Source organism: Actinoallomurus iriomotensis, from assembly GCF_030269445.1.
In the GTDB taxonomy this organism is placed as follows: domain Bacteria; phylum Actinomycetota; class Actinomycetes; order Streptosporangiales; family Streptosporangiaceae; genus Actinoallomurus; species Actinoallomurus iriomotensis.
Window position 1 is genome coordinate 1 of the sequence record NZ_BSTJ01000003.1, and the last position, 22,471, is coordinate 22,471.

20 protein-coding genes and 1 tRNA gene are annotated in these 22,471 nt (G+C 72.0%); 10 read left to right on the forward strand and 11 right to left on the reverse strand.

The annotated features are described in order from the left end of the window. A partial coding sequence (locus QSK37_RS12965) for an amidase family protein (protein ID WP_285620110.1) occupies positions 1-2,705 on the forward strand: 2,705 nt, incomplete at its 5' end. A gap of 152 nt (positions 2,706-2,857) precedes the next feature. Here QSK37_RS12965 and QSK37_RS12970 read toward each other — a convergent pair. The 7 genes from QSK37_RS12970 to galU form a co-directional block, all read right to left on the reverse strand. Continuing rightward, positions 2,858-2,931 (reverse strand) — tRNA-Ala (locus tag QSK37_RS12970). A gap of 150 nt (positions 2,932-3,081) precedes the next feature. Beyond that, positions 3,082-3,705, reverse strand: a complete 624-nt coding sequence (gene sepX, locus QSK37_RS12975) for a divisome protein SepX/GlpR (protein ID WP_285620112.1) — start codon at positions 3,703-3,705, stop codon at positions 3,082-3,084. Positions 3,706-3,874: 169 nt separating this feature from the next. Next, complete coding sequence (locus QSK37_RS12980; protein WP_285568816.1) at positions 3,875-4,489, reverse strand: GNAT family N-acetyltransferase; 615 nt, start codon at positions 4,487-4,489, stop codon at positions 3,875-3,877. 60 nt (positions 4,490-4,549) lie between these two features. Continuing rightward, positions 4,550-5,029 (reverse strand): MogA/MoaB family molybdenum cofactor biosynthesis protein, encoded by a 480-nt coding sequence (locus QSK37_RS12985; RefSeq protein WP_285620113.1) that lies wholly within the window; start codon positions 5,027-5,029, stop codon positions 4,550-4,552. Continuing rightward, entirely contained in the window at positions 5,029-5,523 is a 495-nt protein-coding gene (gene moaC / locus QSK37_RS12990) for a cyclic pyranopterin monophosphate synthase MoaC (protein ID WP_285620114.1), read from the reverse strand. Before moaC ends, QSK37_RS12985 begins: the two co-directional genes overlap by 1 nt. Beyond that, entirely contained in the window at positions 5,520-6,728 is a 1,209-nt protein-coding gene (gene glp / locus QSK37_RS12995) for a molybdotransferase-like divisome protein Glp (protein WP_285620115.1), read from the reverse strand. Before glp ends, moaC begins: the two co-directional genes overlap by 4 nt. Beyond that, positions 6,725-7,633, reverse strand: coding sequence for a UTP--glucose-1-phosphate uridylyltransferase GalU (gene galU, locus QSK37_RS13000; RefSeq protein ID WP_285568808.1), 909 nt, complete (start codon positions 7,631-7,633; stop codon positions 6,725-6,727). Before galU ends, glp begins: the two co-directional genes overlap by 4 nt. A 111-nt stretch (positions 7,634-7,744) precedes the next feature. On the opposite strand from galU, the gene QSK37_RS13005 reads away from it, so the two are divergent. The 4 genes from QSK37_RS13005 to QSK37_RS13020 all read left to right on the forward strand — a co-directional run bounded on the left by QSK37_RS13005 (position 7,745) and on the right by QSK37_RS13020 (position 11,462). Further along, the gene (locus QSK37_RS13005; RefSeq protein WP_285620116.1) at positions 7,745-8,332 is read left to right on the forward strand and encodes a 5-formyltetrahydrofolate cyclo-ligase; all 588 of its coding nucleotides are present in this window, start codon (positions 7,745-7,747) and stop codon (positions 8,330-8,332) included. Positions 8,333-8,426: 94 nt separating this feature from the next. Beyond that, positions 8,427-9,437 (forward strand): NAD(P)-dependent oxidoreductase, encoded by a 1,011-nt coding sequence (locus tag QSK37_RS13010; protein ID WP_285620118.1) that lies wholly within the window; start codon positions 8,427-8,429, stop codon positions 9,435-9,437. Positions 9,438-9,541: 104 nt separating this feature from the next. Further along, positions 9,542-11,023, forward strand: coding sequence for a potassium/proton antiporter (locus QSK37_RS13015; RefSeq protein WP_285620120.1), 1,482 nt, complete (start codon positions 9,542-9,544; stop codon positions 11,021-11,023). Between the two features lie 97 nt (positions 11,024-11,120). Then, the gene (locus tag QSK37_RS13020; RefSeq protein ID WP_285620121.1) at positions 11,121-11,462 is read left to right on the forward strand and encodes an FmdB family zinc ribbon protein; all 342 of its coding nucleotides are present in this window, start codon (positions 11,121-11,123) and stop codon (positions 11,460-11,462) included. A 40-nt stretch (positions 11,463-11,502) separates the two neighbouring features. On the opposite strand, the gene QSK37_RS13025 is transcribed toward QSK37_RS13020, so the two are convergent. Next, positions 11,503-13,563, reverse strand: a complete 2,061-nt coding sequence (locus QSK37_RS13025; RefSeq protein WP_285620123.1) for an MMPL family transporter — start codon at positions 13,561-13,563, stop codon at positions 11,503-11,505. Between the two features lie 133 nt (positions 13,564-13,696). Between QSK37_RS13025 and QSK37_RS13030 the strand changes: the two genes are divergently transcribed. Then, a complete protein-coding gene (locus QSK37_RS13030; protein WP_285620125.1) occupies positions 13,697-14,515 on the forward strand; it encodes an S-methyl-5'-thioadenosine phosphorylase in 819 nt (272 codons plus the stop codon). A gap of 241 nt (positions 14,516-14,756) precedes the next feature. Next, entirely contained in the window at positions 14,757-15,341 is a 585-nt protein-coding gene (locus QSK37_RS13035; RefSeq protein WP_285620126.1) for an SAF domain-containing protein, read from the forward strand. Here QSK37_RS13035 and QSK37_RS13040 read toward each other — a convergent pair. Continuing rightward, positions 15,322-17,469 carry a hypothetical protein gene (locus QSK37_RS13040; protein WP_285620127.1) on the reverse strand — a complete coding sequence of 716 codons (2,148 nt, stop codon included), beginning with the start codon at positions 17,467-17,469 and terminating at the stop codon, positions 15,322-15,324. The two genes, QSK37_RS13035 and QSK37_RS13040, sit on opposite strands and share 20 nt — an antisense overlap. Before the next feature lie 203 nt (positions 17,470-17,672). Here QSK37_RS13040 and QSK37_RS13045 point away from each other — a divergent pair, with 203 nt between their 5' ends. Then, on the forward strand, positions 17,673-18,488 hold the full coding sequence (locus tag QSK37_RS13045) for an SDR family oxidoreductase (RefSeq protein ID WP_285620128.1): 816 nt from the start codon (positions 17,673-17,675) through the stop codon (positions 18,486-18,488). Positions 18,489-18,615: 127 nt separating this feature from the next. On the opposite strand, the gene QSK37_RS13050 is transcribed toward QSK37_RS13045, so the two are convergent. After that, positions 18,616-18,975 carry a Rossmann-fold NAD(P)-binding domain-containing protein gene (locus QSK37_RS13050; protein WP_285620129.1) on the reverse strand — a complete coding sequence of 120 codons (360 nt, stop codon included), beginning with the start codon at positions 18,973-18,975 and terminating at the stop codon, positions 18,616-18,618. A 172-nt stretch (positions 18,976-19,147) separates the two neighbouring features. After that, the gene (locus QSK37_RS13055) at positions 19,148-19,741 is read right to left on the reverse strand and encodes a TetR/AcrR family transcriptional regulator (protein WP_285620130.1); all 594 of its coding nucleotides are present in this window, start codon (positions 19,739-19,741) and stop codon (positions 19,148-19,150) included. Between the two features lie 154 nt (positions 19,742-19,895). Here QSK37_RS13055 and QSK37_RS13060 point away from each other — a divergent pair, with 154 nt between their 5' ends. Together QSK37_RS13060 and QSK37_RS13065 are read left to right on the forward strand one after the other, a co-directional pair. After that, complete coding sequence (locus QSK37_RS13060; protein WP_285620131.1) at positions 19,896-21,140, forward strand: FAD-dependent monooxygenase; 1,245 nt, start codon at positions 19,896-19,898, stop codon at positions 21,138-21,140. Beyond that, entirely contained in the window at positions 21,137-22,411 is a 1,275-nt protein-coding gene (locus tag QSK37_RS13065) for a M24 family metallopeptidase (protein WP_285620133.1), read from the forward strand. Before QSK37_RS13060 ends, QSK37_RS13065 begins: the two co-directional genes overlap by 4 nt. Positions 22,412-22,471 lie beyond the last annotated feature (60 nt).

The following is a 22,471-nucleotide window of genomic DNA, read 5'->3' on the forward strand; positions in this document are numbered from 1 at the left end:
GGGACGGGCTCTTGAAGGACCTGACCTGGACCGTGAACCTTTTGCGGGCGATGGCCGCGGGTCTGGTGGTGGCCGGGGGGACGTACCGGGAGGCGGACGGGACGATCGCGGAGGGGCTGGGCGGGCCGGGCCCGGCCGGGCAGGATCCACCGCGGTGGGCACGGATGCCGGAGTCCTACGTCCTGCCGCCGGTCCCGGGTGGCCTGCCGGCCGCGGCGCCTGCGCCGGATGTGTGGGCCTGGGCCGAGAAGGTACTGGGATGGTGCGGGATACCGGTCGCGTGGCCCGAGGGGGACCTGACCGCGCTGGCCGATCTGCGCGATGCCGCGCTGTCGATGAAGAGCGTGCTCGACGAGGTGGCCGAGGAGGTGGCCGGGCACGCCAGACGGGTCGGTGACGGATCCGGTGCGGCGACCGAGGCGTTCGCCGCGACCGCGAACGTGGTGCACGGCGAATCCGGCCTGCTGAGGTCCCTCGCGCACCGGTGCGGGGAACTGGCGCGCTACTGCGACGACAGCCGGCGCGCGATCATCAGCGCACGGTGGCAGTGCGTCGCCACGGCGGTGTTCGTGGTGGCGCTGACCCTGCTCGCGGGTGCGCTGGGGCGCTGGGTCCAGGGCCTGGTCGCGCGGTTGATCAAGCTGGAGGGCGCGGCGCTGTGGATCGCGCTGCGGGTGATCCGGGACGCGGTGCTGGGAATGGCGTTCACGGCCGGGACCGGGGAGATCGGTCTGCTGTTCCACGGCGACGGCCTTGATTTCGGTGCGCTCGCCCGCCTGGCGCTGGAAGGACTCCTCGTCGGGGGGCTGACCGGCTTCGCCGTCCACGGGGCGCTGCCGGCCCTGCTACGGCGGTCCCCGGCGCTGGAATGGCTGTCGCGGTGGAGCCGGTCCCCCAGCGCACGAGGAGTCACCACCCGGTACGCCCTGTCCGGAAGCGCCGGCACCGCCGCGATCTGGACCGCCGGAGGACTCACCGGCCACGGCTGGGGTCTCGACCAGCTCCAAGACGCCGCCAAATACGGCTTCGGCATGGCTTTGACCGGCACCGGAACCGAACTGGCCGGCCGCCTCTTCCACCACTCCCCATCCGCACCACCGGCTGGACCGGTCCACAGCACGGCACCCGGCCCGCTCGACGGCCCGGCCACCGCGGGGCTCGGCGGCGTCCACGACCACCCGGTGAACCCCGGCAGCGTCCACGATCACGTGGTGAGCCCCGGCGACCTCACCGCCAGACTCGATGCCGGGGCCGGAGCCCCCCATCTCCAGCACGTCCCACCGGCCTTCCCCGAGACGATGACCGTCCAGGACCTGCGAACCGAGATGGCCGCCGGCCGGCTGACCTCAGAAGAACTGACGCAGCGGTGCCTGGACCGCATCGACGCGATGAATAAGGAACTGGGCGCCGTCATACCGGGCTCACTGAACCGCGACGCGGTCCTCGCCCAAGCCCGCGAGGCCGACCGGGTCCGCGCCTCCGGCGTCGACCTCGGCCCGCTACACGGCATCCCCGTCCTCGTCAAGGACAACATCGACACCCGTGACCTGCCCACCACCGCCGGCTCCCTCGCCCTGCTGCACAACAAACCCTACGCGGACGCCAAGGTGGTCACCCAACTCCGCGACGCCGGCGCGATCATCCTCGGCAAGACGAACCTGTCCGAATGGGCCAACTTTCGTTCGGACACCCCCCGGCACGGCTGGAGCGCGACCGGCGGCCAGACCAGGAACCCCTACGTCCTCGACCGCAGCCCGTCCGGGTCCTCCAGCGGCTCCGCGGTGGCGGCCGCCACCGGCATGGCGCCCATCACCATCGGCACCGAGACCGCCGGCTCCATCGTCTCTCCCGCGGCGATGAACGGCGTGGTGGGTTTCAAACCTTCTTTGTGGCGAGTCAGCGCGCACGGCGTCGTGCCGGTCTCACTCTTCCAGGACACCGTCGGGCCGATCACCCGTAACGTGGCCGACGCCGCGGCGGTCTTCGAGGCCATCGCGACCACGTCCGAGCCGATCCGCCTGAGCCCGGACCTGCCACCAGGAACGAGGATCGGCGTGTGGAGCAGGCCCGGAAATCATCCCGATGTGGACCGCGTCCTCGCCGAGACGGTCGAAAGCCTCCACGAACTGGGCGCCACCACGGTCGTCGTCGACCTGCCCCTCCCCGACGCATCGGCCCTGCTGCCCCACGAGTTCAAGCAGGCCATCAACAGCTACCTGGCCACGACTGGCGGCGAACACCCACGCGACCTCGCCGAACTGATCGCCTTCACCCGAGATCACCCCGGCGAACGATCCTCAGACTTCGGGCAGGCCGTGTTCGAGCGGGCCCAGGACTCGGACACGCTCCACTCCCCGCGCGAGTGGAAGGAGGAGCGCGAACGGATCACCGAGCAGGCCCGTCAGGACCTCGACCGCATCCTCGACACGCACCACCTGGACGCGATCGTCGCCCCGACCATCTCGCCCTCCACGAGGGTCCTCGACAACAACGGTTCCTGGAACGGCACCTGCGGCCCTGCGGCCGTCGCCGGATACCCGAACATCAACGTCCCGGCCGGGTTCGCCGAAGGTGAGCTCCCCATAGGCGTCTCCTTCATGGGACACCAGAACGCCGACGAGAAGATCCTCAGCCTGGCCTACGCCTTCGAACAGGCCACCCAGTCCCGCCGCCCCCCGAAATACCTCCCCACCCTCCCAAAATAGGAAGGGCAACGACCCGAGCGAGACCCCAGCCCGAGGGGGGCGTGGGGGGCGCCAGCCCCCCACATCGGGGGGCATGGGGGGTCGTCCCCCCAAAAAAAATAGCGGGCCACCGGAAAGGCGCCCAAAGGCGCCGAACACGATGGCCCGACTCGTGGAGCTGAGGGGATTTGAACCCCTGACCCCCTCGATGCGAACGAGGTGCGCTACCGGACTGCGCTACAGCCCCAACGACGCAGTAAGGCTAGCAAACATTCGGCACTGCTCGCGCATCCGAGGGGGCTCGGAGACCCCGTGAATGACATCGCGGGCCACCGGGACGCGCCGACGGCACCGGTCCGGTGGCCCGCCTCATGTCGCGGTCGGCCGTACGGAGGGGTCAGTCGCCGACCGCGCGGCGGTCGGTGTACTGGTCGTAGACCTCTTCGTGCGCCCAGGCGGGGAGTTCGATGACCTCCGCCGTACGGGCGGCCTCGGCCTCCCGCTCCTGCTCTTCCTCGCGGGCGCGCCTGGCCGCCGCCGCGCGGGCGGCCGCGGCGCGGCGGCGCATCTCCTGGCGGCGGACCTGGTCCATGCGGACGGCGACGCGGAGCAGGGAGAGGTGGCCGGCCAGCAGCAGGACGGGCGGGATGGTGAACCACCACGGCGCGGCGTGCGACGCGGCGACCACGATCGCGGTCAGGGTGAGCAGGCTCAGGCCCAGCGTGCGGCGACGGCGGCGGGCGATGACGGCTCCCCGGGTGACCCGGCGGCGTCGTGTCTCATGAGCCACAGGCGCCTCAGGAGCCGCAGCGGCCTCATGGGTGGAGGGCGCGTCCGTCTCCGGAACGCCCTGCTCCGCCTCGGGCTCCTCGTACGCGAGGTCGTCGGACGCGAGCGCCTCGGAGTCGGTGCGACGGTGCAGGAGGCGGCCGATGCCGTCGCCGTCGCGGCGGAGCCACATCGGCACGAGAACGACGCCCCAGACGGCTACGATCGCCAAATAGAGGACTGCACTGCTCATCAGCCCTCCCCATTGCCGCGTCCAGGCCCGCGCCGACCTTGGATACGCGCGCGCTCACGTCCCGCACGCTAGGACCCACAGTCAGTGGTTGACGAGCATTCGGGGCGGTGTGTCGCGAGATCGGGCCGCACATAAACGTCGGGATACCAATCTTTTGCGATCCGCCGGTTCAGCGGGGAAAAGCCTGCCGCATGCTGGCTCGCCAGCGGGACATCAGTCCGCCGGGTACATCTTCGGTGGTCAGGGCATAACAGATGTGGTCACGCCAGGCTCCGTCGATGTGCAGATGCCGCTGGCGGACGCCTTCCTCGCGGAATCCGAGCTTTTCCACGACTCGGCGGCTCGCGGCGTTCTCCGGCCGGATATTGGCCTCGACGCGGTGGAGCCCGACGTTGAAGAAGCAGTGGTCGACGGCGAGGGCCACCGCGGTCGGCATCACGCCCCGGCCGGCGACGGTCTTGTCGACCCAGTAGCCGATCTGCGCCGACCGCGCGGAGCCCCACACGATCGCGCCGATGGTGAGCTGACCGGCGAAGTCACCGCCGTACGTGACCACCCAGGGCAGGGCGAGGCCCTGACGTGCCTCGCGGCGCATCGTCTGCGCCATGCTGAGGTAGGGGCCGATCCCGCTGCGGAACAGGGGCGTCTCCGGGTTGGTGGGTTCCCAGGGGCGCAGCCATTCGGCGTTGCGGATCCGCACCTCGCGCCAGATGGAGGCGTCGCGAAGACGCAATGGCCGGAGCCCTACCGGGCCCTCGGCCAAGGTGGCGGGCCAACCCCGCATACGATCCACCCCTCCATGATTCCCCCGAGACTCGCCGCGCGCCACCATCGGCCGGGAGACTCAGGAGGTGCGGGGGTGGTCGCCGCCGCGGATCTGGTCGACCGCGTGCCGCAGAATTCCGGCGAGTACCGCCATGCCGTCCTTCACTCCCCCGGCCGAGCCGGGCAGGTTGACGATGAGCGTGCGGCCGGCCACGCCGGCGAGGCCGCGGGACAGCACCGCCGTCGGCACCTTGGCGAAGCCGGTCAGACGGATCGCCTCCGCGATGCCGGGCACCTCGCGTTCGATCACCCGGCGGGTCATCTCCGGCGTCAGGTCCATGGGCGTGAGCCCGGTGCCGCCGCTCGTGATCACCGCGTCGTACTCCGCGGCGACCGCCTCCCGCAGCGTCTTCTCGACGGACTCGCCGTCGGGGATGACGACCGGATCGCCGGCCTCGAAGCCGAGCTCGCGCAGCCCGGCGACGATCAGTGGCCCGGAGGTGTCCTCGTAGACGCCCGCCGACGCCCGGTTCGACACGGTGACCGCCAGGGCCCGCATCAGCGCTCCTCTCCGCCGGGCCGCCGCCAGTGACCGGTCTTGCCGCCGGTCTTCTCCTCGACCCGGACATCAGTGATCACCGCGGCGGGATCGACGGCCTTGACCATGTCGATCAGTGTCAGAGCCGCGACGGAGACGCAGGTGAGCGCCTCCATCTCCACGCCGGTACGGTCCGCGGTGCGCACCTGGGCCTCGATGGCCACGCCCTCGTCGCGTACGGCCAGGTCCACGGTCACGCCATGGATGGCGATCGGGTGGCAGAGGGGCACGAGGTCGGGGGTGCGCTTGGCCGCCTGGATACCGGCGATGCGGGCCACGGCCAGGGCGTCGCCCTTGGGGACGTCTCCGGCGCGCAGGGCCGCGACGCAGTCCGCCGACAGGCGTACGAAACCGCTCGCGGTGGCGGTGCGGGCCGAGATCTCCTTGGCGGAGACGTCGACCATGCGGGCCGCGCCGGACTCGTCGAGGTGGGAGAACCCGGAAGGATCCGTCATGGCAGCCTCAGAACCTCGACCCGGTCGCCCTCGGACAGCTCCGTGACGTCCTCCCCCACCACGATCAGGCAGTTGGACGCCGAGAGCGCGAAGATCTGGTGTGACCCCTGACCCTTCGCGGGGCTCACCTCGTAGTCGCCGTCGCGGTAGCGGAGATCGCCGCGCAGGAAGTGCCGCAGCCCCGAAGGGGACCTGACCGGCGAGGTGAGGCGCGCCGCCACGGTCGGCAGCGGCTCCGGCGGCAGGCCCTGCAGGGCGCGCAGCGCGGGCCGTACGAAGATCTGGAAGGACACGAAGGCGCTGACCGGGTTGCCGGGCAGTGTGAACACCGGCGTGCGGTCATCGAGCAGGCCGAACCCCTGCGGCTTGCCCGGCCGCATCGCGATCTGCTCGAACCTCATCGTGCCCAGGCCCGACAGGACCTCCTTGACCACGTCGCGGGCGCCCATGCTGACCCCGCCGGAGGTGATGACCAGGTCGGCGAAGCCGAGCTGTTCTTCAATACCGGCGAGCACCCGGCGCGGGTCGTCGCCGATCACTCCCTGCCGGAAGCCGACGGCTCCGGCCTCGGTGGCGGCGGCGGTCAGCGCGAAGCCGTTCGCGTCCCAGATCTGGCCCGGACCGACGGTGCCGCCAGGTTCGACGAGCTCGCTGCCGGTGGACAGCACGACGACGCGCGGGCGCGGCCGTACGGAGACGCGGGCCCGGCCGACCGCGGCGATCATGCCGATCTGGGCCGCGCCCAGGCGCGTGCCCGCCTCCAGCACGGTCTGGCCCGCGGTGACGTCCTCGCCGCTGCGGCGGATGTAGCGTCCGGCCTCGGCGGCCTGCCGGATCGAGACCTTGGCCGTGCCGCCGTCGGTCCACTCGACCGGCACGATCGCGTCGGCGCCGGCCGGCATCGGGGCACCCGTCATGATCCGCGCGCACAGGCCGGGCCGGATGGCGTGGGTGTCCTGGTCGCCGGCGGCGATGTCGCCGACGACCGACAGAGTCACCGGCGACGTCTCCGACGCCCCGGCGACGTCGGAGGAGACGACGGCGTAGCCGTCCATGGCGGAGTTGTCGAACGGCGGCAGGTCGACGGGCGCGGTGACCGGCTCGGCCAGCACGCCGTGCACCGCCTCCAGGAGGGCGACCTCCAGAGGCGGCAGCGGGCGTGTCGCCGCCAGGATGTCGGCGATGTGCTCGTCGACCGTCTTCATGACTCGTCGTGCTTGGCCGTGAACTCGCGCAGCCACGGCAGGAACTCCGCGGCCAGGTCGGGCCGGTCGGCGGCGAACTGCACGACGGTGCGCAGGTAGTCGAGCTTGTTGCCGGTGTCGTAGCGGCGGCCGCGGAAGAGCACGCCGTGCACCGGGCCGCCCTGCGAGCGGTCGCGCTGCGCGAGGGTCATCAGCGCGTCGGTGAGCTGGATCTCGCCGCCACGGCCGGGCGGGGTCTTCTCCAGCACGTCGAAGACGGCCGGGTCGCAGACGTAGCGGCCGATGATGATCCACCGGCTCGGCGCCTCACCGGGCACCGGCTTCTCGACGAGGTTGGTCACCCTGACGACGTCGTCCTCGTCGGTGGGCTCGATCGCGGCGCAGCCGTACAACGACACCTGCTCCGGCTCGACCTCCATCAGCGCGACGACGCTGCCGCCGAACTGGGCGCGTACCTCGATCATCCGCTTGAGCAGCGGGTCGCGCCCGTCGATGAGGTCGTCGCCGAGCAGCACCGCGAACGGCTCGTCGCCGACGTGCTGGCGGGCGCAGTGGACGGCGTGCCCGAGGCCCTTGGGCTCGCCCTGGCGTACGTAGTGAACGTTGGCGAGCTCGCTGGACTCGCGTACGGCCGCGAGGCGCTCGGGGTCGTCCTTGGCGCGGAGCGCCTCCTCCAGCTCGTACGCGCGGTCGAAGTGGTCCTCGATCGGACGCTTGCCGCGTCCGGTGATGAGGAGGACGTCGTTCAGGCCGGCACCGACGGCCTCCTCGACGACGTACTGGATCGCCGGCTTGTCGACGATCGGCAGCATCTCTTTGGGAGTCGCCTTCGTGGCAGGCAGGAAGCGGGTTCCAAGGCCGGCCGCCGGGACGACCGCCTTGGTTACGGATTCGTGGTCGACCATGGGAAGACCCTAGTGCCGTGCCGGTCAACGGTTGCCTCGTGGGTGCGATGGATCTGGTTGATCTTCGCTGGACAGGCGCACCCCGGTCGCGGAGGGCGGGAGAATGGATCCGTGCGTGACATCGCCGAGGACAAGACGACCCTGCGGGCCGGGCTGCTGGCGGCGCGCGCCGGGATGAGCGAGGACGAGCGCGCCGCCGCCGCGCGGGCCGTGCGCGACACGCTTCTCACCCTCCCCGAGGCCGAGATGGCCGGCACCGTCGCGGCGTACGTCTCGATCGGGGACGAGCCGGGCACGCACAGTCTGCTGTTCGCGCTGTGGAAACGCGGGACGTACGTGCTGGTGCCGAAGCTGCTGCCCGGCGGCGATCTCGACTGGGCCTCCTACGAGGGCCCGGACTCCCTGCGGCCCGGCCCGTACGGGCTGCTCGAGCCGGTGGAGCCGCCACGCGGCGTCACGGCCGTCCGCGGGGCGGACCTGATCATCGTGCCGGCGCTGGCGGTGTCGTCCGCGACCGGCACCCGTCTCGGGCGTGGCGGCGGCTCGTACGACCGGGTGCTGGCGCGCGTCGACCCCGGCATCCTGACGGTCGCGGCGGTGTACGACGCCGAGCTCGTCGCGTCGGTGCCCACCGAGCCGCACGACCAGGCGGTCCGCGCCGTCGTGACACCCTCGCGGGGCATCGCACGTTTCACTTGATCACAAAAGAGGCGCTGATCACACTCTCTCGGCGTAGCGGAGATGCCTCCGGTACAGAAGAATCGGACTGAACACCCCGATTCCCGAGGAGATGATGAGTGCGCCGGACGACCGGAGCGGTCTCGTGAACGGCACGCCGTGGCGATTGCTCGCCCTGATGCCGCTCGACGAGGAGGTGAACCGCGGTCTCTTCGAGCCGCTGGGCGCCGAGGTGAGCGTTCCCGCCACCCGCGACCGGGACGGACTGCGCGCCGCACTCTCCGAGGCGGAACTGGTCGTCGGCGACTTCAGCGGCACGCTGGCGATGGACGCGGAGGCCGTGGCCTCGGCGCCGCGCCTGGCGTTCGTGCAGATGCCGTCGGTCGGTGTCGACTCGTGCGACCTGGAAGCCCTGACCGGCGCGAACGTGCCGGTGGCCAACGCGGCCGGGGCGAACACCCGGTCGGTGGCCGAGTGGGCACTCGCGGCCGCTCTCGACCTGTCCCGCCGCCTCACCTGGTCGGACCGGCGGATGCGCGCGGGCGGCTGGCCGCAGCTGGAGGCCGCCACGCACGGCGCGGACGAGCTGGGCGGCAGGCGCGTCGGCATCCTCGGAATGGGCGCGATCGGCGCGGAGGCCGCGCGACTGTTCGCCGCGATCGGCTGCCCGGTGGCGTACTGGTCGCGCCGGCGCCGCCCTGACGGGGTGTACAAGGAGCTCGACGAACTGCTCGCCACCTCCGACGTGCTGGTCGTCTGCCTTCCGCTGACCGCCGAGACGCGCGGGCTGCTCGGCCCCGAACGCCTCGCGCTGCTGCCGGACGGCGCGCTGCTGATCAACGTCGCGCGGGGCGGGATCGCGCCGGATGACGCCGTGCTCGCGGCGCTGGACGGCGGCCGGCTCGCGGGCGCCGCGCTCGACGTGTACGACCAGGAGCCCCTGCCCGCCGACCATCCGCTGCGCGGCCACGACGACGTCCTGCTGTCGCCGCACGCCGCGGGCGGCACCCGGCGGGCCCAGAGCAACATCATCACCAAGGTCATGGACAACGTACGGGCCGCGATCGAGGGCCGGCCGGTGTCGGACGTGGTCAACGGTGTGGACGCGGTGATCCGGCGCCGCTAGAGGCGTGGCGCGCCGTTTCGCGACGGCGCCACCGAGGCAGGGGCACGTTGAGGGCCCGGCAAATGCGGTTTTGACCTGGCAGAAGTCACAGTGAGGGGGGAGCGTTGAAACTCGATCTGTGGCTGCTGCTCGGCTCCCTCGTGCTCATCACGGCCATCGTCGCCGTGCGGGTGGCGCACCGCACCGGGCTGCCCAGCCTGCTCCTCTACCTCGCGCTCGGGCTGCTGCTCGGGGAGGCCGGGTTCGGCATCCACTTCGACGATCCGGCGCTCGCCGAGACGCTCGGGCTGTCCGCGCTCGTCCTGATCCTCGCCGAGGGCGGGCTGACCACCCGATGGGCGGACGTACGTGAGGGCGTGCCGGCGGCCCTCTCGCTGGCCATCGTCGGTTCGGCGGTCAGCATCGCGGTGGTCGCCGCCGCCGCGCACTGGCTGATCGGCGCCGAGTGGCGCAACGCCGTGCTGCTGGGCGCGGTGCTGGCGCCGACCGACGCCGCGGCCGTGTTCTCGGTGTTGCGACGGCTGCCGCTGCCGGCACGCCTGTCCGGCATTCTCGAGGCCGAGTCCGGCTTCAACGACGCGCCGGTGATCATCCTGGTGCTCGCGCTGACCGCCCGGCGGGTCCCCAGCACCCTCACCATGGCCGGTGAGCTGGTGGCCGAGCTGATCATCGGCGGCGTGGTCGGGCTGGTCGTCGGGTGGATCGGCGCGTTCGCGCTGCGGCGCCTGGCGCTCCCGGCCTCGGGCCTGTACCCGATCGCGGTGCTCTCCCTGGTGGTCGGCGCGTACGGCGAGACCTCCGTGATCCACGGCAGCGGGTTCCTCGCGGTGTACGTCGCGGCGCTCGTGCTGGGCAACAGCCCGCTGCCGCACCGCCCGGCCACCCGTGGCTTCGCCGAGGGACTGGCCTGGCTCGCCCAGATCGGGCTGTTCATCATGCTCGGGCTGCTGGCGTCGCCGGCCGACCTGCCGGCGCAGGTCTGGCCGGCGCTGGTGTGCGGCTTCGCGCTGGTCCTGGTGGCGCGGCCGCTGTCGGTGCTGGTGTCCACCCCGTTCCTGGGGCTGTCCTGGCGGGAGAAGGCGTTCCTGTCATGGGCGGGGCTGCGCGGTGCGGTGCCGATCGTCCTCGCCACGGTGGCGATGACGGCCGGCCTGAGCGGCGCGGACGAGCTGTTCGCCCAGGTGTTCATCATCGTGGTGGTGTTCACGCTGCTGCAGGGCCCGACGCTGCCCTGGCTCGCCCGCGCGCTCCGCATCACCGTCTCCGACGCGAGCCGCGAGATCGACGTCGAGGCCGCGCCGCTCGAGGAACTGCACGCGGATCTGCTGACCATCCGCATTCCGCCGGACTCCCGGCTCGACGGAGTGGAGATCTTCGAGCTGCGGATGCCGTCCGGCGCGTCGATCACCCTGGTCGTACGGGACGGCAAGAGCTTCGTGCCCGAGCCCAGCACTCGCCTGCAGGCGGGCGACGAGTTGCTGGTCGTGGCCACGAGCGAGGCCCGCGGCCCGGCCGAACGGCGCTTGCGCGCGATCAGCCGGCGCGGCAAGCTGGCCGGTTGGTATGGCGAACGAGGGGATGGATGAGCCCTGGTCGGGAATGATCCGGCGCCCCGTACACTTAGCAGTCATCAGGTGAGAGTGCCAGGTTGCCCCACGTGGCCTGTGCAGCAAGGAGGATCTCGTGCCGACGTATCAGTACGCTTGCACGGAATGCGGTGAGCCGCTGGAGGTCGTGCAGAAGTTCACCGATGACGCGCTGACCGAGTGCCCCGCGTGCGGCGGGCGACTGAGGAAGATCTTCTCCCCCGCCGCCATCGTGTTCCGTGGCTCGGGCTTCTATCGCACCGACAGCCGGTCGGGCTCCGGCGGGACGAGCACCACGTCCAAGGAGACCGCCAAGAAGGACGACGCGAAGACCAAGAGCGAGACGAAGACCGAGACCAAGACGGAGTCCAAGTCGGAGTCCAAGTCGTCCGGCTCCGCGTCCTCGAAGTCCAGCGGCACTTCGGAGAAGGTGGCCTGACCGGGCCCGGCGAGACCGCCGGACCCGGTCGGTCTCCCGCTCAGCCGACGGACGCGCGCGCCCGCGGCTCGCTCTCACGCCGCGGCGCGGTCCGCAGCCGTCCCGGCCACCACAGGCCTGCCCCGATGTCGCAGGCCAGCGCCGGCACGAGCAGGGACCGTACGACCAGGGTGTCGAGCAGCACGCCGAACGCCACCGCGAAGGCCATCTCCACCAGCCCGGTCAGGGGCAGGGTGGCGAGCGCCGCGAAGGTGGCGGCCAGCACCACGCCGGCCGAGGTGATCACACCCCCGGTGACGGTCAGGCCGCGCAGCACGCCCCGCCGGGTCCCCAGCCGCCGCGCCTCCTCGCGTACCCGGGTGAGCAGGAAGATGTTGTAGTCCACTCCCAGGGCGACCAGGAAGATGAAGATCTGCAGCGGGAACCCGGAGTCGACGCCCTCGAACCCGAACACATGGGTGAACACCAGTCCGCACACGCCGAGTGACGCGGCGAAGGACAGCACCACGGTGCCGATGAGGAGCAGCGGCGCCACGACCGCCCGCAGCAGCAGGACGAGGATCACGAAGACCACGCCGAGCACCAGCGGGATGATCACCTTGCCGTCGTGGACGGCCGCGCGTTGCGTGTCCACGTTGATCGCGGTCGTACCGCCGACGCGACCGCCGAGGGGATGTACGGCGGCCCGGAGCCGGTCGACGGTGTCGCGCGCGGCCGGGCTGTCCGGCGGGTCGGCGAGCGTCGCCTCGTACTGCGTGTAACCGCTCCCGGCGATGGGGCGGCCGACCTGCGCCACACCGCGGGTGTTCGCGATCGCGTCGTGCAGGCCGGGCGAGGTCGGCGCGATCACCACGGCGGGGTCGCCGGTGCCGGCGGCGAAGTGCCGGGCGATCACCCGTTCGCCGGCGACCGAGTCCGGGGTGCCGACGAACTGGCCGGCGTTGGACACCGGACCGACCTTCAGCGACATCAGGCCGAGCGTCAGGGCGCCGAGCAGGACGGCGGTGCCGATCCAGATGACGCGTTGCCGTTCGCCGACGAACCGGGCCACGGCGGCCCAGAGACCGTGCCCGCCCTCCTCGTACGCACTGTCGAACCGGGGCACGGCGGGCCAGAAGACGCCGCGCGGCAGGACCACGAGCAGAGCGGGCAGCAGGGTGGTCATGGCGCCCAGCGCGCAGACGATGCCGGCGGCCCCGACCGGGCCGAGGCCGCTCGTGGAGTTGAGCTCGGCGACGAGCAGGCAGAGCAGGCCGACCGTGACGGTGGCGCCGCTGGCCAGGACGGCCGGGCCGGCGCGGCGCAGGGCCAGGCGCATGGCCTCGTGTTTGTCCTCGTGGCGGTGCAGCTCCTCGCGGTACCGGGCGATGATCAGCAGCGCGTAGTCGGTGCCGGCGCCGAAGACGAGGACGGCGAGGATGCCGGTGCTCTGCCCGCTGACGGTGAGGCCGGCGCGGGCGAGCAGGTACACCACGCCCTGCGACAGCGTGTACGCCGAGCCGGCGGCGACCAGCGGGACGATCCACAGGAACGGGCTGCGGTAGGTCAGCAGCAGCATCAGCACGACCACCGCGAGCGTCACCATGAGCAGGGTTCCGTCGATGCTGCCGAACACCTTGACCGCGTCGGACAGCCCGCCCGCGGGACCGGTGACGCGGACGTCCAGCCCGGGCGGGGCCCGTTCGACGGTGTGGCGGATGGTGTCGACGGCCTTCAGGACGGCGTCTCCCTCGCCGGTGATCGGCACGAGGAGTTGCATCGCCTGGCCGTCCCTGGCCGTGAGCGGCCCGGTGACGGCGCCGAAGTGGGCGAGGTTCGCGGCGGCCTGCCGCGCGTTCGCCCGGTCGGCGGGGGTGATGCCGCTGCGGCGCTCGTACGAGACGACGGCGAGCATCCCGTCTTCCTTGTGCACCTTGTCCTGGAGCCTGATGACCTGGGTGGCCTCGGCACTGCCGGGCAGGTAGGCCTCGGCCGTGTTCTGGGTCACGCTCTGGAGCCTGCCGCCGAGCGTGCCGCCGGCCATGAGCAGGACCAGCCAGACGCCCAGGACCAGCCACTTCGTACGGCGGCCCGTGAGGAGCCGTAGAAGCCTTCGGTTCATATTGGTTACCATCCTCTCGTTTAGCGAGAAGATATTACGCGTTTGAGCGGCGGTCAAGATATGTCGCGTTCCTCGTCCACAGGGGGTGGCGTGGTCTCGCGTGATGGTTCGGCGGGCGGCTAGGGTCCCGCTCATGCATGCAGAGATCGGTGTGATCGGCGGCTCGGGCTTCTACTCGTTCCTCGACGACGTCGAGGAGATCGAGGTCTCCACGCCCTACGGCCCGCCCAGCGACCCCATCGCCATCGGCACGCTGCCGAGCGGTCACCGAGGCGCGGGCCGGCCCGTCGCCTTCCTGCCCCGGCACGGCCGCGACCACCGCTTCCCCCCGCACCGGATCCCCTACCGCGCCAACCTCTGGGCGCTGCGGTCCCTGGGGGTGCGCCAGGTAGTGGCGCCGAGCGCCGTCGGGTCCCTCACCGCGGCGTACGGGCCGGGCACGCTCTGCGTCCCCGACCAGCTCATCGACCGCACGAGCGGGCGCGCGCAGACCTACTACGACGAGGGCGGCGCGATCCACGTGTCGTTCGCCGACCCCTACTGCCCGGCCGGCCGCCGCACGGCCGTCGAGGCGGCGACCGCCGCGGGCTGGCCCCCGGTCGACGGCGGCACGCTCGTGGTCATCGAGGGTCCGCGCTTCTCGACGCGAGCCGAGTCCCAGTGGTACGCGGGACAGGGCTGGACGCTGGTCGGCATGACCGGGCACCCGGAGGCCGTGCTCGCCCGCGAGCTGGCGCTCTGCTACATCCCGGCGTGCCTGGTGACCGACCTGGACGCCGGCGTCGAGGAGGGCGAGGGCGTGACGCACGAGGAGGTGTTGCAGGTGTTCGCCGAAAACGTCGACCGTCTGCGCGGCCTCGTCGGCGACATCGTCGCCGCCCTGCCGGCCGCGCGCGACTGCCCGTGCCCGCGGACCCTCGACGGGCTGAAGCCGCCGTTCGACCTGCCATGACATCCCCCCGGGCGGGCCGGGTGTCCGTCGGCTCGCCCTGGGGTGTTCCTTCGACCGCTCCCCCGGTGCGTGCCGGTGAGGTCCCCACAGCGACACCGGCCCGACGGCCGAAGGGCCCTCACCCCGGCGGACGAAACCTCCCTGGAGGCGATCAGATGAGGACGACGCTGAGCCGACACCACCGACCCGACGACCGAAGAACCCTCACCCCGGCCGGCGAAACCTCCCCGAAGGCGATCAGATGAGGACGACGCTGAGCCGACACCGCCGGTTGCTGGCCGCGGTGTTCGCCGCGGCCGCGGCGGCTCTGGGCCTGGCCGCCGCCCGGCCGCACAGTGACGGCGTACGCGTGTGGGTGGCCGCCCGCGACCTGCCCGCCGGCGCCACGCTGACCGCACGGGACGTGGACGCGAGGTCCCTACCGCGGGCGGCGGTCCCGTCCGGCCTGGTGCGCGCGGCGGCGGGCCGGACCCTGTCCGGCCCGATCCGGCGAGGCGAGCCCCTGACCGACGCCCGCCTGCGGTCGGCCGGCCTGCTGGACGAGACCGACCCGGCCGCCGTCGCCACCCCGATCCGCCTGGCCGACGCGGCGGTCGCCCGCCTCCTGCGTCCGGGCGACCGCGTGGACGTCCTGGCCGCCCGCTCCGACAACCCCATGCCCGCCCGCACGGTGGCCTCGTCCGTCCCGATCCTGGCCGTCCCCAAGCCGGCCCTCGACCCGGACGAGGGCGCCCTGATCGTCGTACGGACCGACCGCCCTCAGGCCGCGGCCCTGGCCAGAGCCGCCACCGACTCCCGACTGTCCATCACCATCCTCGGCCGGTGACCGGCTCGAGCGCGCGTACGGCGGCGGCCAGGGCGAGGGGGACCGCGATGGCCAGGGCGATCCCCGGGACGCTGATCCCCGAGTCCTCGACCAGAAATCCGATCATCGAGGTGGCGAAAGCACCGCTCAGGCCCGCGCGCAGCGCGGGTGCCCGCCCATAGGCCAGTTCCAGAGCACCGGCACGCCACCGGGTCGGGCGGATGAGCGCCAGCCACAAGAACAGCAGCGCCGCCACGGTCAAGATCGTGAGTTCCGGGGAGTGACCGACGCTTCGCAGCATCGCGCCGGCCTTGCGGCTCACGACCGTGGCGGCCTGCCCGTTCAGTACCTGGCCGGCGAACTCGCCGAGGTGCGTGCGATGCGCGGGAGGCCGCAGGTGGTCGACGAACGCCGAGGTCGCGATGACGGCCACACCGGCGACCACGCACCCCACGACGTGCGCCGGTGAGATCCGGCGACCGGCGACGATCAGGGCGGTGATGACGATGCCGGGGACGAAGGCGATGGTGCCGCCGAATTTGGCGCCCCAATCCGGCCACGCGGTCACCACCTCGGCGGCCGCGCCGAGTGCCAGCACGACGAGCACGGCCCCACGGCGATGTCCGCGGGTGACCAGAAGGTGAGCGAGGCCGGCGGCGGTGAGCAGAACCGCGGTGGCGTAGGCGGCGAAGGCGATGTTCGCGAAGCCGTAGAAGCGTCCCGCGATGATCGGGTTGTAGCCGGTCACGCTGTTCCACTGCAGCCGTGCGCCGGTCATCACGTCGGCGGCGAAGGTGACCATGGTCAGGGCTGCGATGATCGTGCCGGGCGCGATCACGTCGCGCCGCCACCGGCCGGCCAGTGCCGCCGCGACGATCAGGATGTCGAAGCCCGCGACGCAGGCGAGCATCGTGGTGACCGGATGAGGGGAACGCGACCACGGCAGCAGGTTCACCAGATAGGTCGCCAGCGGTCCGGCCGCCCCGCACAGCGCGACCGTCCGGGTCGCCGCCAGAACGCGGCGCCGTCGTCGGCCCTGCCAGTCGCGCCGCAGCGCCAGTGCCCCTGCCGTGTACAGCAGCAGTTGCCCGGCCATGAAGGCGATCCAGAACGGCGTCATGGAGTGCTGGCTGATCTCGGCGGCGCGGTTGGCGTCGCTGAGCCAGGACGCCGCCGCGGCCACCGTGACCGGCTCGCCGTTCGGATGCCAGGCCCTGCCGACCACGGTGCCCGGAACCGGGACGCCGGCGGCGGACAACGCGCCGGCGGTCAGGTCGGTCAAGGTCACCAGACCCTGCCGGCGGGTCGAAGCGGAGGTCAGATATCCCGGCCGAGCGGCCGGAGCCGCCAGGACGACGTGCAGCGAGTTCCGCCGGGAGGTATCGGACACGCCCGCGACCAGGACTTTCGCCGACGCCGGAAGGGCAGTGAGCACGATGCCGATCCGGCGGTCGGCCTGGCGCACGGCGGCCGCCCGCCGCGTTCGGGTGATGTCGACCGATCCGGCGCTCTGGATGTCCTCCACATCCACCACCGCCAGCCGCGCCGAGGCCCAGGCAGCGGGGGGAACGGCCTCCGGCGCCGACGCGTAGAAGTCGACGCGTCCCTGGTCGTCGGCCGCGGCGAACGCCGCCCCCGGCCCGGCCGCCATCGTCAGCCCACCGGATCGGTGGATCGCCGTGCCCAGCGAACCGACCGATGCGGCGTACTCGCCCCGCAGGTTCCGGGCACGGATCCCGGCGAAGCCGGGCAGGACCGCCCCGGACCCGCTCGCCGACGGCGACGGAGGCAGGCCGCACTCCCTTGGGGCGCCACTGCCAAAAGATGCGCGTTGACCTGCGGAGACCGTCAGCCAGCCGTCCACCGGGCAGGTGACACCGGAGACCGTGTAGGTGGACATGTTCGCCAATTCCGCGCGTCCGGCCAGGCGCCACAGGTTCGGGGTACCGCGCGGGCCGAGGTCGTCCCACCGCAACCCGGGCACGCCCACGACCACGACCGGCCCGGCGGTGTTCGTCCTCGTGGCGGCGTGCGCCGTCCCGGGCCCCAGTGCACCTCCGAACAGTGCGACCAGGAGAACGAGCACCGGCAGGCGACGCCACGGCCACCCTGCGATCGGCCACCGCGCGCCGGAACAGCTCAGCCGCATGCCCGCGAGCCTCTCACAACGGATCAGCCGAGGCGGTAACCGGTCGTTCCAGAGACCCGCCGACCGGAGCTCGCCGGTGACTGCTGGATGAGATGCCGCGGCGCGCGAGGGAGGTCATTCACGCCGCCGCGAAGACGCGGAGCTAATCGCGTACGCGGAAAAACCGGTTGCCGCTCCTCCCCCGCGCGTTCAGGCTGGCGAGCATGAGCGCTGCCGGCTCCGCCCCATCGCGCACGTTGCGCGGCAGGGTCGCGCTCGTCACCGGGGTCAGCCGCCGGGCCGGTATCGGGTTCGCGGTCGCGCGGAGGCTGGCCGGGCTCGGGGCCGGGGTGTTCCTCCACCACCACGTTCCGCATGACGTCGAGCAGCCCTGGGGTGCCGATCCCGGCGGGGTCCAGGCGGTGGTCGGCGGTGTCCGTGACGTCCTCGCCGAAGACGCCTCCGTTCACCACCTCGGGCTGGACCTCGGCGAGCCCGACGCGCCCGAGCGCCTCGTCGACGCGGCCGTGGCGGCGTTCGGCCGTCTCGACATCCTCGTCTGCAACCACGCGCGCAGCGGAGGCGACGGGCCGCTCGGCACGCTCGACGCCGCCATGCTCGACGCGCACTGGGCCGTGAACACCCGCTCCACCATCCTGCTCACCCAGGCGTTCGCCGCCCGGCACGACGGGCGGGCGGGCGGCCGGGTCATCCTCATGACCTCCGGGCAGAACCTCGGCCCGATGCGCGACGAGGTCGCGTACGCCAGCGCCAAGGGCGCCCTCGCCGCCATCACCCCGACGCTGGCCGACCACCTCGCCGACCAGGGCATCACCCTCAACGCGGTCAACCCCGGGCCGGTCGACACCGGCTACGCCCCGCCCGCCGCCCACGAGGAGGTACGCCGGCGCTTCCCGGCCGGCCGCTGGGGAACACCGGACGACCCCGCCCGCCTCATCGCCTGGCTCGCCACCGACGACGCCTCCTGGATCACGGGTCAGGTCATCAACAGCGAGGGCGGCTTCCGCCGCTCGGTCTGAGCCGTCGACGATCAGGCGTCGCCGGCATCCTCGGTGAACGCCCGGTGTCGCCCGGCTCGGACCGTAGTCGCAGGTCACCGCGGTGTTCCTTGGACCACGCGGTTCTTGCTCGTGGCCGGCTCCTCCGTCAGCTCCGGAAGGCGGCGGCGTGGTCGGCGACCCACTCGGCGTACGTCCGTGCGGGACGACCGAGGATCTTCTCCACCTCGTCGGTGACCGCCTCCGCCGGCCCGGCGCCCCGGGCGTACCTGGCCAGCAGTGCCTCGACGAACGGTGCCGGGAAACCTCGCTGGACCATGGCCTGCTTCACCGCCTCCGCCGGGACCTCCTGATAGCGCAGCGGCCTGCCCAGCACCTCGCCGATGATGGCCGTCATCTCCTCGTGAGACAGGGATCGCGGCCCGGTCAGCCGCACCCGCCGGCCCGTCAGGTCATCGGTGAGCAGCGCGCGGGCGGCGACCCCGGCCAGATCCCCTTCGTGGATCACCGCTTCGGTGAAGGCCGCGTACGGCCCCCGTACGACGTCACCCGCGTCGGGCCGTGACGGGTCGCCCGCGACGACCTCGGCGTCGGCGGGCAGACCGGCGGTCCCCGGCTCGCGGGTGACGGCACGGACCTTACATCCACCGCAGGGTCGCCGAATGCCGGAGGGCGTACGGTCAGGGCCTCGCCGCAGGGAGGATCACGCGGTCGACGATGTCCTCGAGGTGGGACCGGGGCGGCACCGTCCCGTACATCAGCAAGTGCTGGAACAGCAGTGCGGGCCCGGTCCTGGCCAGGAGGGGAACCGCCGCCTCGGCGCGGATCTCACCTCGGCCGACTCCTCTGAGCAGGACGTCGAGGACCACCTGCAGGCGAGGTTCGAGGACCCGGTCGCGGATTACGGTGACGAGGGTGTTGTCGGCGGAGTCGTGCAGTTCGGCGGCGACGGCTTGGAGCGCGAGCCGGCCGAGCCCGTCGAGAAGCCGGTGCATCCGCTCGAAACAGGTCAGCAGATCCTCACGCACGCTGCCGGTGTCCGGCGTCTCCTCCATCGGCGGGAGCGCATGGGTGACCGCTTCGGCGACGAGGTCCTGCTTGCTCGACCAGCGCCGGTACAGCGACGACCGGCCGATCTTGGCTCGCTGGGCGATCCGGTCCAGGGCGAGGTCGGCGTAGCCGGCCTCGGCCAGTTCGTTGAGCGTCGCGGCGTAGATCGCCCTTTCCAGGTCGGCGCCTCTGCGACGTGTGGAGCCGGGAGCCTTCTCCGTCACCGTCGCTCCTTTCTCTGCGAGGTCATCGACTCTACTGTGGTCGGCTACTCGTCTTAGGGTACAGATCTCTTCACAAAAACATCCACCATAGCCAGTGCGTTTGACTGTTTAAAGTACACACTGTCTACTACTGGAGATCGAACGAGGAGGGCGCATGGACGCGAGATCGGACTCCGCCGAGGAGGTAGTGATCGTGGGCGCGGGACCGACCGGGCTGACGGCCGCCCTCCGGCTCACCCAACTCGGCGTTCCGCACGTGGTGCTCGATGCCGCCGCGACGCCGACACAGACGTCGAACGCCGCCCTGGTCCACGCGTCGACCCTCGAGCTCCTCGCCGAGCTCGGCGCCGCCGACCAGTTGATCGAGGCGGGTGGCAAGGTCGTCCGTATCGTCATGGTCGACCGGGGCAGGGTGCTGGCACGCATCGGACTGACCGGCGTCCCGAGCCGCCATCCCTTCGCCCTCAGCGTGCCGCAGAGCACCACGGAACAGGTCCTCCTGAGGAGACTGGGGGCGTCCGTACGGCGCGATCACCGCGTGACCGCGGTCCGCGAGGACGGAGACGGTTACCTGGTCACGGGCACGGCGGGCTCCCCAGCCGGGCCGGTTCCCTTCGAGGTGAGGGCCCGGTACGTGATCGGCGCCGACGGCTCGAACAGCGTGGTCCGATCCGCTGCCGGTCTGGACTTTCCCGGGGAGACCTATCCGTCACAGTTCGTGCTGGCCGACGCCGAGCTCGCCGGCCGACCGTTCGCGGACGACGAGGCCACCATCAACCTGTCGGCCCAGGGAGTGACCGTGATCGGCCGGTTGCCCGGCGGCACCCACAGGATCATCGCGACGGTGGTCCCCGGATTCGACGTCCCGCGGGCGCCCGGCAGGGCGTACATGGACTCCCTGCTCAGTGAGCGCGGCATCGACGCGAGGCTCGCCGCCGACCCGGTGTGGTCATCGCGTTTCCGGGTCCATCACCGGGTCGCGGACCGGTTCCGGGTCGGTGGCGTGTTCCTCGCCGGGGACGCCGCCCACGTACACAGCCCGGCGGCCGGCCAGGGCATGAACACCGGGATCGCCGACGCCTACGACCTGTCGACCAGGCTGGCAGCGGTGCTCAACGGGCTCGCCGCGGAGCCGGTCCTCGACGGTTACGAGACCGAGCGCAGGGCCGCGGCGCTGGAGGTGCTCCGCTTCACCGACCGGATGACGAAGCTGGCGACGCTGAACGGCCCCGTCGCCCGTACGGCGCGCCGCGTCGCCGTCGGAACCGGGAGCCGGATCGGACCGCTCCGGCATCAGGTCACCATGTGGATCACGGGCCTGAAACGCAGCCCGCTGCGAAGCGACCTGCCCTTGGTCACACCTCGCCGCGCCGAGCCGACGCGTGAGGAGTCCCGGTGATCGACTTTCCCCTGCTGTCATCGCGTGAGCGGGACCGCCGCTGGGCGCTGGCCCAGCGGCTCATCGAAAGCCGCGGCCTGGCGGCCCTGCTCGTCTACGGCGAGCCCGAAGGCGCCGGAGTCCCGCACTTCGCCGCCGACAACTACTTCACCGGTGACCGCACCGGTGGCGTCGTCCTGATACCGAACGGTGAACCGCCGCAGTTGTTCGCGCCGGTCCATCTCATGGTCGGCGGCCACCATGAGGCGGTCCGGCGCGGTGACGACACCTGGCTCGAACCCGGCCAGTTCATCACTCACGCCGAGCGCCGGCCGGCCGGCGCCGCGAGGGGCGGCGCGTTCATCGCCGAGTGCCTGCGCGAACGCGGGCTCGCGACGTCCACGATCGGTGTCATCGGTCTCGGCGCGGCGGCGTTCCATCCGGACGGCATCATCCCGGCGGGAACCTGGCGCGAGCTCACCGAACGGCTCCCCGACGCGACGCTGGTGCCCGTCGACGCCGAGTTCATCGCGGCGACCCGGTGCCTCAGCGACGAGGAGCGCGACCTGGTGCGCTGGTGCGGGCGCGCGGGAGAGGCGATGTGCGCCGCCATCATCGAGGCCTCGGCCGCCGGCGTGCCGGAGAACGTGCCGTACGCGGCCGGCATCGCCGCGAGTCTGCGGGCCGGCGCGCATAACAGCGGCAGCGTGTTCGTCGTCGCGCCCGGCGGCGAGAGCGTGGAGTGGGGCCCGCCGAGATGGACCTACCGCGCCCAGCCCCCGCGCGTCCTCGCCGACGGTGACGTGGTGCTCGCCGAGCTCTTCCCCGTCTACGGGATGCGGGAGACGCAACAGCAGCTCACCGTCGCGATCGGGGAGACGCACCCCGGCACCGACCGCGCGGCGGCCGCCGCCGAGGCGAGCTACGACGCCGCGATCGCCGCCATCCGGCCAGGCGTCACCTTCGCCGAGGTCGTCCGTGCCATGAACGAGCCTGTCGAGGAGGCCGGAGGCTGGAATCTCACTCCGCTCATCCACACGTTGAATCCCCTGGACGCCTTCAGCGGCTGCGGACTTCCCGGCGAGCAGGTCCCGGCCATCGACAGGTACGGAGCGGTGGGAGGCGTGTCCACCGTGGGCGGCGACCTCGTGCTGAAGGCGGGCATGACCCTCGCGCTGGAACCGAACTGCGTTCTCGGCCGCCGACGGGTCAACATCGGCGGCACCGTCATCGTCACCGAGGACGGGGTCGAGGAGGTCAACACGCTCCCGAGAGTCATGCACCGGGTCTGAGCTCGACATCTGGGAGTGAACGCGATGGTCATCACGCTCTGAGGAAGGAAACAAAAATGC

Bases quoted from the DNA above. Each gene is read 5' to 3' on its own strand.
- sepX (WP_285620112.1), bottom strand. From the start codon at position 3,705: ATGAGCAGTGCAGTCCTCTATTTGGCGATCGTAGCCGTCTGGGGCGTC.
- QSK37_RS12980 (WP_285568816.1), bottom strand. From the start codon at position 4,489: ATGCGGGGTTGGCCCGCCACCTTGGCCGAGGGCCCGGTAGGGCTCCGG.
- QSK37_RS12985 (WP_285620113.1), bottom strand. From the start codon at position 5,029: ATGCGGGCCCTGGCGGTCACCGTGTCGAACCGGGCGTCGGCGGGCGTC.
- moaC (WP_285620114.1), bottom strand. From the start codon at position 5,523: ATGACGGATCCTTCCGGGTTCTCCCACCTCGACGAGTCCGGCGCGGCC.
- glp (WP_285620115.1), bottom strand. From the start codon at position 6,728: ATGAAGACGGTCGACGAGCACATCGCCGACATCCTGGCGGCGACACGC.
- galU (WP_285568808.1), bottom strand. From the start codon at position 7,633: ATGGTCGACCACGAATCCGTAACCAAGGCGGTCGTCCCGGCGGCCGGC.
- QSK37_RS13010 (WP_285620118.1), top strand. From the start codon at position 8,427: ATGAGTGCGCCGGACGACCGGAGCGGTCTCGTGAACGGCACGCCGTGG.
- QSK37_RS13025 (WP_285620123.1), bottom strand. From the start codon at position 13,563: ATGAACCGAAGGCTTCTACGGCTCCTCACGGGCCGCCGTACGAAGTGG.
- QSK37_RS13030 (WP_285620125.1), top strand. From the start codon at position 13,697: ATGCATGCAGAGATCGGTGTGATCGGCGGCTCGGGCTTCTACTCGTTC.
- QSK37_RS13035 (WP_285620126.1), top strand. From the start codon at position 14,757: ATGAGGACGACGCTGAGCCGACACCGCCGGTTGCTGGCCGCGGTGTTC.
- QSK37_RS13040 (WP_285620127.1), bottom strand. From the start codon at position 17,469: ATGCGGCTGAGCTGTTCCGGCGCGCGGTGGCCGATCGCAGGGTGGCCG.
- QSK37_RS13045 (WP_285620128.1), top strand. From the start codon at position 17,673: ATGAGCGCTGCCGGCTCCGCCCCATCGCGCACGTTGCGCGGCAGGGTC.
- QSK37_RS13060 (WP_285620131.1), top strand. From the start codon at position 19,896: ATGGACGCGAGATCGGACTCCGCCGAGGAGGTAGTGATCGTGGGCGCG.